This window comes from Nostoc sp. CmiVER01 (assembly GCF_034531135.2).
In the GTDB taxonomy this organism is placed as follows: Bacteria; Cyanobacteriota; Cyanobacteriia; order Cyanobacteriales; family Nostocaceae; genus Nostoc.
Window position 1 is genome coordinate 67252 of sequence record NZ_JAVRBU020000008.1, and the last position, 12919, is coordinate 80170.

14 protein-coding genes are annotated in these 12919 nt (G+C 39.5%); 8 read left to right on the top strand and 6 right to left on the bottom strand.

The window, feature by feature from the left end; all coding sequences use genetic code 11:
• The coding region (locus RMZ43_RS14845) for a tetratricopeptide repeat protein (RefSeq protein WP_428850734.1) at positions 1 to 584 on the top strand (584 nt) is incomplete at its 5' end.
• Here RMZ43_RS14845 and RMZ43_RS14850 read toward each other — a convergent pair.
• Positions 559 to 846, bottom strand: a complete 288-nt coding sequence (locus RMZ43_RS14850; protein WP_322653392.1) for a hypothetical protein — start codon at positions 844 to 846, stop codon at positions 559 to 561. The genes RMZ43_RS14845 and RMZ43_RS14850 overlap by 26 nt on opposite strands.
• A gap of 12 nt (positions 847 to 858) precedes the next feature.
• Entirely contained in the window at positions 859 to 2379 is a 1521-nt protein-coding gene (locus RMZ43_RS14855; RefSeq protein ID WP_322653514.1) for a PLP-dependent aminotransferase family protein, read from the bottom strand.
• Between the two features lie 216 nt (positions 2380 to 2595).
• On the opposite strand from RMZ43_RS14855, the gene RMZ43_RS14860 reads away from it, so the two are divergent.
• On the top strand, positions 2596 to 2811 hold the full coding sequence (locus RMZ43_RS14860) for a hypothetical protein (protein ID WP_109012634.1): 216 nt from the start codon (positions 2596 to 2598) through the stop codon (positions 2809 to 2811).
• Between the two features lie 85 nt (positions 2812 to 2896).
• Here the strand turns inward: RMZ43_RS14860 and RMZ43_RS14865 are convergent, their stop codons facing one another.
• Positions 2897 to 4462, bottom strand: a complete 1566-nt coding sequence (locus RMZ43_RS14865) for a hydantoinase B/oxoprolinase family protein (protein ID WP_322653393.1) — start codon at positions 4460 to 4462, stop codon at positions 2897 to 2899.
• Between the two features lie 67 nt (positions 4463 to 4529).
• Here RMZ43_RS14865 and RMZ43_RS14870 point away from each other — a divergent pair, with 67 nt between their 5' ends.
• A complete protein-coding gene (locus RMZ43_RS14870) occupies positions 4530 to 4997 on the top strand; it encodes an N-acetyltransferase family protein (protein ID WP_428850735.1) in 468 nt (155 codons plus the stop codon).
• A gap of 5 nt (positions 4998 to 5002) precedes the next feature.
• Here the strand turns inward: RMZ43_RS14870 and RMZ43_RS14875 are convergent, their stop codons facing one another.
• On the bottom strand, positions 5003 to 7093 hold the full coding sequence (locus tag RMZ43_RS14875; RefSeq protein WP_322653395.1) for a hydantoinase/oxoprolinase family protein: 2091 nt from the start codon (positions 7091 to 7093) through the stop codon (positions 5003 to 5005).
• 167 nt (positions 7094 to 7260) lie between these two features.
• On the opposite strand from RMZ43_RS14875, the gene RMZ43_RS14880 reads away from it, so the two are divergent.
• Complete coding sequence (locus RMZ43_RS14880) at positions 7261 to 7455, top strand: hypothetical protein (RefSeq protein WP_322651529.1); 195 nt, start codon at positions 7261 to 7263, stop codon at positions 7453 to 7455.
• Between the two features lie 235 nt (positions 7456 to 7690).
• Positions 7691 to 8326 carry a dTMP kinase gene (gene tmk, locus RMZ43_RS14885; protein WP_322653396.1) on the top strand — a complete coding sequence of 212 codons (636 nt, stop codon included), beginning with the start codon at positions 7691 to 7693 and terminating at the stop codon, positions 8324 to 8326.
• Positions 8327 to 8341: 15 nt separating this feature from the next.
• On the opposite strand, the gene RMZ43_RS14890 is transcribed toward tmk, so the two are convergent.
• Positions 8342 to 8644, bottom strand: a complete 303-nt coding sequence (locus tag RMZ43_RS14890; RefSeq protein ID WP_322651531.1) for an acylphosphatase — start codon at positions 8642 to 8644, stop codon at positions 8342 to 8344.
• A gap of 102 nt (positions 8645 to 8746) precedes the next feature.
• Here RMZ43_RS14890 and RMZ43_RS14895 point away from each other — a divergent pair, with 102 nt between their 5' ends.
• The 3 genes from RMZ43_RS14895 to RMZ43_RS14905 all read left to right on the top strand — a co-directional run bounded on the left by RMZ43_RS14895 (position 8747) and on the right by RMZ43_RS14905 (position 12350).
• Complete coding sequence (locus RMZ43_RS14895) at positions 8747 to 9124, top strand: DUF1823 family protein (protein ID WP_322653397.1); 378 nt, start codon at positions 8747 to 8749, stop codon at positions 9122 to 9124.
• A gap of 312 nt (positions 9125 to 9436) precedes the next feature.
• Positions 9437 to 11095 carry an alpha-amylase family glycosyl hydrolase gene (locus RMZ43_RS14900; RefSeq protein WP_322651533.1) on the top strand — a complete coding sequence of 553 codons (1659 nt, stop codon included), beginning with the start codon at positions 9437 to 9439 and terminating at the stop codon, positions 11093 to 11095.
• A gap of 202 nt (positions 11096 to 11297) precedes the next feature.
• Positions 11298 to 12350, top strand: coding sequence for a 3-deoxy-7-phosphoheptulonate synthase (locus tag RMZ43_RS14905; protein ID WP_322651534.1), 1053 nt, complete (start codon positions 11298 to 11300; stop codon positions 12348 to 12350).
• 225 nt (positions 12351 to 12575) lie between these two features.
• Here RMZ43_RS14905 and RMZ43_RS14910 read toward each other — a convergent pair whose 3' ends face one another.
• A complete protein-coding gene (locus tag RMZ43_RS14910; RefSeq protein ID WP_322651535.1) occupies positions 12576 to 12842 on the bottom strand; it encodes a BrnA antitoxin family protein in 267 nt (88 codons plus the stop codon).
• Positions 12843 to 12919 lie beyond the last annotated feature (77 nt).

Sequence of the window (12919 nt, forward strand, 5' to 3'; positions counted from 1 at the left end):
GGGATGCAGCCGAAACCCTCTATCGACAATCTTTGACACTGAGAACAGAATTAGGCGATCGCTCTGGAATGGCTTCTATTTGGGGACAGTGGGGAGATATAGAGCGCGATCGCGGCAACTGGGATGCAGCCGAAACCCTGTATCGGCAATGTTTAGAAGTTGAGACAGAATTAGGCGATCGCTCTGGTATGGCTACTAGTTGGGGATTGTTGGGAGAAATAAAGCGCAATCGCGGCAGGTGGGATGCTGCCGAAACCCTGTATCAGCAAGCTTTGGAATTGCAGAGAGAATTAGGCGATCGCTCTGGTATGGCTTATTCTTATAGTTGTTTAGGAGAAAATGAATGCGATCGCGGTAATCTCGAAGCAGCAGAACAGTTTTCTAAACAAGCTTTGGTAATGGCGCAAGAATTAGGGATAACTGACCTAGTGGCAGAGGTTAACTACGATTTAGCACGGCTAGAGCGTAAGCGCAGCAATACAGAACTTGCCCAACAGCATTACAACACAGCACATCAAATATTTCAGCAATTGGGTGCAGTGAAGGATTTAGAGAAAATCAAGCGAGAGTGGGAGCAAGATTAAATAATTCGTAATGACGCTCCTGCAAAGCTAGACTTTTTGAGTTCTGAGCATGAACTTCCGAGATAAAAGCTCGGCTTTCCGAGTTCTGAGCTTGAACTTTCGAGATAAAAGCTTGAGTGATAAGTCTCAGAGGTAAAACTATAGAGAAAAAACCTTGACGCATCGCATTTACTGCTACAAAAATAAATGTAGAACGGTGATTTATGATTGCTAAGATGTGGTGCATTGTGTAAATCACCTTCAGCGCAAAGTAGATTAGCACATCTGTCCTAACCTACAAACTCTGAACAAGCGGTTGATAATTAGATATGCGATGTTTAACGACAAGCCGCTCTGTATCTACACATCCTTTGGCAATATACTTTTTCAGCAACTTACCCACAATCGAAATACCTTGCTCAATCTCCTCTGGTGGGAGACAGAAAGTCAGACGCATCGCTGGATAACCCTGCTTATCAGGAAAAAATGCCGAACCGCACGCCAGGTAGACATTTTGGGCAAAGGCTTCCTTACGAATTGTCCCAATCGGAAAATCATCTGGTAACTGTACCCAGAGAAATAATCCCCCCGTGGGAACTGTCCACCGGATTTCTTCGGGAAAATAACGCTCTAAAGCTTGCAGCATGGTATTACGACTTTGCAGATTATCTGTGCGAAGTCGGCTGAGGTGACGGCGGTAATGTCCTGAAGCGAGATATTCGCTAACTATTGTTTGCGAAATACTGGATGTGTGCAAATCATGGAGCAACTTCCGCTCAATAATTGCTTGATAATGCTTACCTGTAACTACCATATAGCCCACTCGTAAACCAGGCATTAAAGTTTTAGAAAAGGTGCTTAAGTAAGTCACCAAATTATTTTTATCTAAAGCCTTAATTGGTGCTGGTACTGCATCAAAATTTATGCCTTCATAAGCATTATCTTCCAAAATGGGACACTCATATTTTTCGGCTAATGCTAATAATTGCTGACGATGAGCTTGTGTTGTCGTCAATCCAGTTGGATTGTGAAAGGTACTAATTGTATAAATTAATTTCGGGCGGTGGCTATGTAGATATTGCTCTAATAAATCTAAATTCATTCCTTCCGCAGTCATGGGAATGCCAATAATCTTAGCTCCTAAGTTTTCTAAGATTGAGATTGCACCATAATAGGTAGGAGCTTCGACAATCACCCAATCACCAGGTTGTACATAATAATTCATCGCTAATGACAACCCTTGCTGAGAGCCATTAGTAATAATTAAATCCTCTGGAAAAACCTCTAATCCTTGCTGCACTAGCATCTGGGCAATTTGTCTGCACAGAGTTAGTTGTCCTTGAGGCATCTCATGAGGAAAGAAAATATCAGTATCATCTTGCTTTAATGCTCGTCTGGCAATGAGGTTAATATCTTTTGGTGGACGAGGATAACCGTAGCCAAAATTAATTATTCCTGGCTGCGTTTGTGCTTGCACTAATGGAGTATACATTTCATAAAAAGAACACTTTCCTGGTTTTGTAATTATGACATTTTGGGCTGGAGCAAATTTAGATTCTAGGTTAGTGCTTTTAAGAGAAACGCTGCTGACAAAATATCCTGAACCTTGACGAGCAGAAACAATACCATCTGCTTCTAAAACGTTATATGCTTCAATAATTGTGAGTTTGTTAACTTGTAAACTTTCTGCAAGAGAACGGATAGAAGGAAGGCGATCGCCACTTTTGAGTGCGCCAGATTTAATCAGATGACTAATGCGATCGCGGATCTGTAAATAAATCGGTTTGTGTGACTGTCGTTCTAACAAAATTTTCATTTTGGCGCACTCGTCAATGACTAAAAAGTCATCAATACTGGCAATATAAACTATTTTTGCCAAGTTTACCTAGTACAGTTGAGAGATTTTTTACTATACCAGTTGGGATGGCGCTTAACTGTACTAGATCAAATCTACCAAAACTGTACCTTCTCAGTTGAAAATTCTTAGGTGAAAGTAAAAGTAATAGTTCACTATTTATTAGGTGCTTTCACTATGAATAAGTTTAATTTACTGTCAAATTTACGAAAATATTGGCAGCATTTTACCATCTGGATGGCTAGTGCTTCTGACCTCCAAGTATGGCAAGAATCAGACTGGCGTGGTCAAATTTCTTATTGGCGTGCCTACGATCCAATGACAGGACGTTCTGCCTGTTTTGGTTCTGAAGAAGAAATGCGAGTTTGGATTGATAAGTGTTATTACAAATAAAATATTTTGCCAATAAATGTGATAAATGGACAGTTCAGAACAGGCGATGACATTTAGAAACTTTCAATTCAGGAAAATACTGGTACTAGGAGACTTCACCAAATCCGCCGCCGCCAGGAGTTTCTATCACAAAAACATCCCCAGGTTTCATCTCTACTGTTGCTGTGCTGTCTAAATTCTCTTCAATTCCATTTTCACGTTGTACCCAGTTGCGTCCGATAATCCCAGCTTCTCCGCCATTTAATCCAAAGGGAGGGACAACCCGATGTCCAGAAAGAATATTAGCTGTCATGGGTTCTAAAAAACGGATGCGGCGGACAACTCCATTACCACCAGAATATTGCCCTTTACCACCGCTATTGGGACGAAGACTAAAGCTTTCTAAAAGTACAGGATAAAGGGTTTCTAAAACTTCTGGATCGGTCAAACGGGAGTTAGTCATGTGAGAATGAACACCATCAGTTCCATCAAAATCAATTCCTGCCCCAGAGCCGCCGCAGATAGTTTCATAATATTGATATTGCTCATTACCAAAAGTAAAATTATTCATCGTTCCTTGAGAAGCAGCCATGATACCTAAAGCGCCATATAAAGCATCAACAATGGTTTGAGAAGTTTCGACATTACCCGCTACCACTGCTGCTGGATAAGTTGGATTCAGCATACAGCCAACCGGAATGATAATTTCTAGAGGGTTAAGACACCCGGCATTAAGTGGAATATTATCATCAACCAAAGTCCGAAAGACATATAAAACTGCGGCTTGAGTTACAGCTTTGGGAGCATTAAAATTACTATTTAGTTGCCGAGAAGTTCCAGTAAAATCAATAGTAGCACTACGAGTTTCTGGGTAAATCGTCACTTTAACTTGAATTTGTGCCCCATTATCCATTTCATAAACAAATGAGCCATCCTTGAGAAGATTGATAGCCTTTCTCACCGACTCTTCAGCATTAGCTTGCACAAACTTCATGTAAGATTGAACAGTATCAACCCCGTATTGGTAAACCATTTTACGAAGTTCTTGTACTCCCCGCTCATTTGCGGCAATTTGTGCTTTAAAATCAGTGATATTTTGGTCAGAATTACGAGCAGGATAAGTATGATTTGAGAGGTGCTGTCTTACTGCGGTTTCTTGAAAATTACCTTCTTCAACCAAGAGAAAATTATCAAAAATAATTCCTTCCTCTTCTACTGTGGTACTCTGCGGAGGCATTGAACCGGGCGTAATTCCACCGATATCTGCTTGGTGTCCACGAGAAGCAACAAAAAAGAGGGGAGTGGGGAATGGAGTATTTTCACGACTCTTTAGAAAAACAGGGGTAATTGCAGTTACGTCGGGAAGGTGGGTTCCGCCATTATAAGGATTATTAGATAGATAGACATTTCCTGGTTTTATGGTGTCACTTTTTTCGTTAATTAAACTACGGACACTTTCACTCATTGAGCCTAAATGTACAGGAATGTGAGGAGCATTAGCAACTAATAATCCAGATGAGTCAAAAATAGCGCAGGAGAAATCTAGCCTTTCTTTGATATTTACAGATGCTGCCGTATTTTGGAGAACAATTCCCATTTGCTCTGCAATAAATTGATAGAAATTTTTGAATATTTCTAAGTGAACGGGATCGGGTTGAGATGTTGTATACATGTTTGATTCCTATTCTTTGCTAAAATTATCTATTAAAGTGATTAAAAGTAGTTCAATGAAGATTCGGTTGGCTACACCTGATGATATATTACTAATTTTTTCCTTTATCCAAAAAAAGTCTGAATTTGATAAAAAAATTGGTGTTTATTCTGGTGTACTTCAAGTTACTGAGGAGAAAATACGTAAAACAATTTTTGGAACAGTACCTTTCTCTTATGTTTTATTTGCAGAAACCTCAGAGTGTGTGGTTGGGTTTGCTTTATATGGATTCAGATACTCATCTTTTGTAGGGCAACCGAGTATCTGGCTTGATGATTTGTATGTGGACGAAGATATGAGAAGTCAGGGAGCAGGAGCCGCGTTAATGAGTTATTTAGCTCAAGTAGCAAAGAACAATGACTGTACCCATCTTGCTTGGAATGCTGATGTTCGCAACAGTCGCGGACTTAGTTTTTATGATAGGCTAGGTGCAAAAGTTACGGAGCAGAAAGGTAATCGCTGTTTTTTAACCTGGACACCACAAATACTTGTATAAGCAGTTTATAGACGCTGTAAAATTAAATGATTACGTTCAGTTAATCTTGCTTGCCAATTAGGTTCTACTACAATTGTGCTAATTTTTTCAACAACGATCGCAGGCCCATTAATACTATCTTCTGGTTGTAAATCTTCCCGTAGGTAGACAGGAGTATTATACCATCTATCAGCAGTAAACATCCTTACTATCTCAACGGCTTCAGTAGTTCCAGCTATAGAAAGTGTACGAGTAATCAAGGGTTCTTCGGGAGTCTCCATTTTCTGAATTACTTCTACTGAGACTGATTCAACAATTAAAGTTTTATCTAATTGAATAAAACCATAACGGGATTTATGTTCATCCTCAAATTCTTGCCGCATTGATACCACATCATCGGCAAAGTTAACGGTTAAAGTAGAATTAGTTCCTTCATATTTTAAGTTGATTTTCTGAACTATTTCTGTTTGAGCATTAGCTTCATCGATTTCACTTATAGCTTGAGTTTCCAAATATTCCATTAACTGGTGTAATTTAGGAATTAATGCTTGGGTTAAAGGCTGTTCTACTCCTCCTTCTCTAATTGCCCGGACATCAGCTAATCCCATTCCATAAGCAGAAAGAACACCAGCATAAGGATGTAGAAATATCTTTTTCATTCCCAAGGTATCGGCAATTAAACAAGCAACTTGCCCGCCTGCACCGCCAAAACAACAAAGCACGTATTGGCTGACATCATAACCCCGTTGTAGACTGATTTTTTTAATTGCATTTGCCATATTTTCCACTGCGATCGCAATAAATCCAGCCGCTACTTGTTCAGGAGTAGAATGATTTAATGTAGCGCCTTGAATATCTTGGGCTAATTGGGTAAATTGCTGAATGACAGTATCTTTATCTAAAGGTAAATTCCCATCAATTCCAAAAACCGAGGGAAAATATTGTGGGTGGATTTTGCCTAACATCACATTAGCATCAGTAACCGTTAATGGCCCCCCGCGTCGGTAACAAGCAGGGCCAGGATTTGAACCAGCAGATTTAGGGCCAACACGATAACTAGAACCATCAAAAGAGAGAATTGAACCGCCTCCAGCCGCAATGGTATTAATTGCTAAAACGGGAACTCGCATCCGCGCCCCAGCAATTTCTGAATCTAATTGTCGTTCATACTCTCCTTTAAAGTGGGCAACATCTGTACTTGTCCCTCCCATATCAAAGGTAATAACTAACTCAAAACCTGCTCTTTTACTACTTTGAACTGCACCGACAATTCCACCAGCCGGGCCACTTAAAATACTATCTTTGCCTTGAAATTGCTCGGCTGCGACTAAACCGCCGTCAGATTTCATAAACATTAATTTGACTCCAGGTAACTGACTCGCTACTTGGTTGACATAGCGGCGTAAAATTGGAGTTAAATAAGCATCGACTACTGTTGTATCTCCTCGGCTGACTAATTTTATTAACGGACTAACTTGGTGAGATACAGATATTTGTGTAAAGCCGATTTCTTGGGCGATTTTGGCGATTTGTTGTTCGTGTTCAGGATAGCGATCGCTGTGCATAAAAACAATTGCACAACTCCGAACTCCTGTGTTGTAAACTACTTGTAAGTCATTTTTTGCTTGTTCAATATTTATCGGTATTAATTCATTTCCATAAGCATCATAACGTTCATTAATCTCAATGACCTGCTCATAAAGCATGGTTGGTAAGACGATATGACGAGCAAAGATGTTAGGACGGTTTTGGTAGCCAATTTGCAGCGCATCTTTAAAGCCTTTGGTGATCAGAAGAACAACCCTGTCTCCTTTCCTTTCTAACAGCGCGTTTGTTGCTACCGTTGTCCCCATTTTTACTACTTCTATCGCTTCACTAGGAATGGGTTCGTTGCTGGAAATACCCATGATATCCCGTATACCTTGGATAGCTGCATCTTGGTATTGTTCGGGGTTTTCTGAAAGTAGTTTATAAACTATAATCCATTGCTGATTAGGCAAAGTCACAACTAAAAAACCTTCAGGATGTCTTGAGAGTCTGTCTATAATTGCTTGATTATTAGTGACAGCAACAATATCTGTGAATGTACCACCTCTGTCAGCAAAAACTTTTAACATGATTCTGTTTCATCAACGCTATATAGATAGCATAATTTTTTCCAAAGTCCAAGAAATGAGAAATCACGATGCATTTGTACAGTGCCATTCGTCCTACAACTACTGATTGTGGGGTGGGCGTCTCGCCATTGGTGTCAAGTTAAGGCAAAAGCCCAAATGTCAAAAGTATGTTCATCGAATTCGGGCAGCCGTTTATTGAATTCGGGATGTCGTTTATTGAATTCGGGGTGTCGTTTATTGAATTCGGGCGGCCGTTTATTGAATTCGGGGTGTCGTTTATTGAATTCGGGCAGCCGTTTATTGAATTCGGGCGGCCGTTTATTGAATTCGGGGTGTCGTTTATTATTTTTGTTCAATTTTAATTTGAGTCGGATAAAATCTAAACACAAAAAGACTTTTCACTCAGTCCCCAGCGATGCACTGAGCTTGTCCTGAGCGTAGCCGAAGGGCGCAGTCGTTGTGTCTTCAGCTATACTAGTTGACCCTAGTGATTTCATTTTAACTTGACACTAATGGCGTCTCGCCTGCCCGTAACAGTCCACGCTATTCTTGATCAAACGTCAGCGAACAAGTTTATTGCAGCGAACTTTAAAAAGCATGAGTGGCAAATTAATTGTATTTGAAGGGGTGGAAGGCTGTGGTAAAACCAGCCAAATGCAACTTTGTTCTGAGTGGTTGGAAAGTCTGGGTATTTCTGTGGTTGTTACTCGTGAACCAGGTGGAACAGAGTTAGGCTTACATCTTCGCCGCTTGCTACTAGAAAAGTCAGAGGATAAACCAGTTGCACAAGTGACAGAACTTTTGTTGTATGCTGCTGACCGATCGCAACACGTAGAACAAGAACTCAAACCAAATCTTACAGCAGGGAAATATATTTTATGCGATCGCTACACTGACTCTACCATTGCCTACCAAGGATATGGTCGCGGTCTTAACATGAGTTTAATCAATCAGCTTAATCATATTGCCACTACTGGTTTAGAGAGTCATTTAACTATTTGGCTAGATGTCGATGCCGAAGTAGGACTAGCTCGTAAACGAGGAGATGGAATAGGTTTAGACCGTATTGAACAAGAAACAATCGCTTTTCATCGGCGCGTTCAGCAAGGATACGCAGAGTTAGCAGCATCCTATCCCTCAAGAATTGTGCGGGTAGATGGTAGTTTGAGTAAAGAAGCTGTACAACAAGTAATTCAAGGAATTTTGCGCGTACACTTGAAGGAGTTGCCATAGGCAAATGACCTATGATTAATCAACCCGCTTAACTTCAAATCCCCGCAACCCTTCCGGTTCTTCATACTCAACCACAACATCTTGAACTACAGCAGCAGGTGGCCCAGAGTGACACCAACGAACCATGTTATCTACAACATCTCGCGCCCCTTCAAAGACTGCCTCTACTCGATTATCGGGGAGATTTCGCACCCAGCCGGTTAATCCCAACTGCCTAGCTGTATCTACAGTGGAATACCGATAACCAACTCCTTGGACTCGACCAGAAATGAATACATGGGCGCGGATGATCTTTGGCAGTGCTGTGGAATTCTGCATAGACTGGTATAATCTTTACGATTTCCAGTCTACCTAGTTTGTGTATACAGTGAATTTAATTAATCAGTAGTCAGTTTTTCAACTTGAAATTTTAAATTGCTTATGTCTAACTTGCCACCACTCAACACAGAAACAATTTGGGCAATTATTGATGAAAAACTTGATGATGCCACAGTCAACGAGTTGCTATGGCATTATTTAGGCTATCGCTATGATTCCTCAACTGCACAATGGGACACTAGCCTAGTTGCACCAGAATGGCTAGATGATTACCCCCAACCACCAAATTTTATTGAATCTCGCCCTGCAACAGTCAAGTTGACTCGTTCAATTCCTGTTGAAAATAAACAACTGCTCAAAGAAAAACTAGGTTTCAAAGGTTACAAAATTGGGCAATTTGGGCCTCGGCAAACTCGCAGGGCGACAGCAGCAGGTTGGTTATTAAGTTATCTACAACAAACTAACGATAAAATTGAGTAATCTTATACAGCAGATATTTAGCAATAACCATTTTTGTTTTACTTAATATCTGCTAATTAACAACTTAATAAAAGTTTTTAAAATAAAATATTCTAAATAGCAAGTGTACTAAATATAATCTGGATATTATTTAAAAAACAAATTCTAAAAACAGTTGAAAATAGACAACAAGTGACTATTTTTATAAAATATTTATAAATTCATCCTCAAGACAGAAGCACTATTTACATAATTATTTCTCTAGAGCGATTTGTAAATTTAATTAAGTATTCGAGAATACTTTTATCAACCATTGATATTACAAACATTTCTATGACAAAGCCAATTGAATTTAGTTTATTTGCACCTTATAACAAAGGAGCTGCATTAATTGGTTCTTTTTCTGATTGGCAGGAAATTCCAATGGAGAGAGGTGATGATGGTTATTTTCGTACAAGTGTTGAACTAGAAGACGGCGTTTATAAATATAAATTCCGTGTCCAGTCAAATTCATGGTTTTTTGAACCAGAACAATGGGTTGATGTTACAGATCCTCAAGTAACTGATATAGATGAACAGAGTGGAAAAGATGATGGTGTTATCCGGGTCAAAAATGGCGAAAGGATTACCGATACCTATATTTGGCAACATGATGATAAACCTTTACCTGCTGACCACGAATTAGTAATTTATGAATTGCATGTTGGTGACTTTTCTGGTGGTGAGGATGACCCTTATGCACGAGGTAAGTACAAACACGTCATTGAAAAGTTAGATTATTTATGCGAATTAGGAATCAACGCTATTGAGTTGATGCCACTAAAAGAATATCCTGGTGATTATAGTTGGGGTTATAACCCCCGCCATTTCTTTGCAACAGAATCTAGTTATGGTTCTACTGCTGAGTTAAAAAATTTGATTGATGAGTGTCATGGTAGAGGTATTCGTGTAATTATTGACGGAATTTATAACCACTCAGAAGCATCTGCCCCGTTAACACAAATTGACCACGATTATTGGTATCATCATGAACCTCGTGACCCTGATAATAACTGGGGCCCTGAGTTTAATTATGAACATTATGACGATAAATTAGATGTTTATCCAGCGCGGAAGTTTATTGGTGAAACAATCCGTTTTTGGATATCAGAATATCATCTTGATGGGATTCGCTATGATGCTGCGCGGCAAATTGCTAACTACGATTTTATGCACTGGATTGTTCAGGAAGCTAAAAAAACTGCTAGCATGAAGCCTTTTTATAACGTTGCCGAACACATTCCTGAAACTACCAGCATTACCAATGTAGATGGGCCAATGGATGGTTGCTGGCATGACAGTTTTTATCACTGCATTCTAGAACATATCTGCGGTGATACATTTGATTTAGAGCGTCTCAAAGATGTTATTGACTGCAAGCGTCAAGGCTTCTTGGGTGCTACCAATGTAGTAAATTACCTCACCAACCACGACCATAACCATGTCATGGTTGAATTAGGAAACCGTGAGATTTTTGACGAAGAAGCATTTAGGCGGGTTAAATTGGGAGTAGCCATCCTAATGACTGCTGTTGGCGTACCTTTAATTTGGATGGGAGAAGAATTTGGCGAGTATAAACCTAAACAACCCGAATCAGCGAAAATCGATTGGACGTTGTTAGGTAATGATTTAAATCGTAGTTTATTTGAATCATACAAAGGCTTAACAAACTTGCGTAAAAGCAATCAAGCTCTTTACACAGAAAATATTGATTTTATCCACGAAAATCCAGAGGCAAAAGTATTAGCTTATACTCGTTGGAATGATGAAGGTTCTCGTGTAGTCGTAATTGCAAATTTCTCTGAAAACTTCCTAGCTGAGTATCATGTTCCTAACTTTCCTAGCCCTGGTACATGGCATGAGTGGACAGGCAATTATGATGTCGAAGCTGGTGACGATGGCATCATAACTGACTTGGGGCCATACGAAGCCAAAGTGTTTGTATGGCAGTAATTATATACACATACAATACTACTGAGTAAGTAGTCCAATAGTAAAAAAGGGGGAAAATATTTCCCCTTTTTCAGTTATTACCTTATCTACTTACAATTTAGTGATAAATTTGTCAAGCAAAAAATCAGCTATATTAAAATTTCATGGGTTTGTGTTACACTTTTTATTTGAAGTGCGTATATAAAATTGCGAGAGCATCCCCATGCACAACGAATTATTTAATATTATCGACAACGTTAACATTGAGAACGATCGCATTTTATTAACTCCTAATGAAATCAAATCAAAATTACCTTTAACACAATTAGCCGAGCAAAGAGTTTTAGCATATAGGCAAGAAATAGAACAGATTCTAGATTTTCAGGATCGCAGGAAGTTTATAGTTGTTGGCCCATGCTCAATCCACGACCCAAAAGCAGCACTCGAATATTCTGAACGGTTGAAAAGATTGGCCGAGCAAGTGCAGGATAAGCTGCTATTAATTATGCGAGTGTACTTTGAAAAACCAAGAACAACCGTAGGCTGGAAAGGGTTAATCAACGATCCAGATATGGATGATTCTTTCCATGTAGAAAATGGATTATTAATTGCCCGGGATCTATTATTAAAAATTACAGAATTAGGATTACCTGCTGGCACAGAAGCATTAGATCCAATCATACCTCAATATATTAGTGAACTAATTACTTGGTCTGCCATTGGGGCACGCACGACCGAATCACAAACTCACCGTGAAATGGCAAGTGGGCTTTCCATGCCTGTGGGTTTTAAAAACGGTACTGACGGTAATATTCAAGTAGCTTTGAATGCCTTACAATCAGCTAGAAATCCCCATAATTTTATCGGAATTAATCAAAACGGACAGGTTAGCGTTTTTCAAACTAAAGGTAATGGCTACGGTCATGTAATTTTAAGGGGTGGTAGTCAACCTAACTTTGATGCAGCGAATGTGAAACTGGTAGAAGAGAAATTAAAACAAGCAGATTTACCACCGAGGATTGTTATTGACTGTAGCCACGGCAATACCAATAAAGATTACAAATTACAAGGTGCTGTCTTAGAAAATATTATTCAGCAAATAGTAGATGGTAATACATCAATAGTTGGCATGATGCTGGAATCGCATTTGTATGAGGGTAGTCAACCAATTACTGGTAAAGAAGAATTAAAATATGGGATTTCTGTAACTGATAAATGTATTGGTTGGGAAGAAACCGAAAAAATTATTTTAGCTGCTCACGAAAAACTTAAATAAATACCATAGTGTAGGTTTTCAGAAACTTTGAATCTTATTCCCCTGTGCAAGTAGGCTTGTCATTACCCATATATGACAATCCCCGCTTCGGAATAGAATTCCAAAGTTAATCATATACGGCGATCGCAACGAGAACACCGTAGGTATCGCAATGGGTTCGGGTGAGCAAGCGATCGCCCCTCTAATCCCTACTCTCCCGCTATTAACTACGACGGCGATCGCATATCAGCTAATTCGCTCTAGTAGTACCTCATTAATAACTGTTTGATAGCCAATGCCTTTTTTTTGGGCTTCTTCTTTCGCCCAAGCTAAGATTTTTGGGTGAAGTCTGAGAGAAATTAATTCATACTTCTCATCTTCATGTTTTGGTGGTCTACCCCGCTTTCTCAACTTCATGCCAAACTCTTCAGCAATTGCTTCTCTGAATTTTTGACTTTCTTCTAGTGTGACTTGCCTCGCCCTCTCGAAAGGGAACTCAGATTGCTTCTTCATATCTTTGGCGCTCTATTTTTGTTGCTTTTCCCGCACTTATTATCAGGGCAAACGCATCTAAATATTGACGAGCCTGA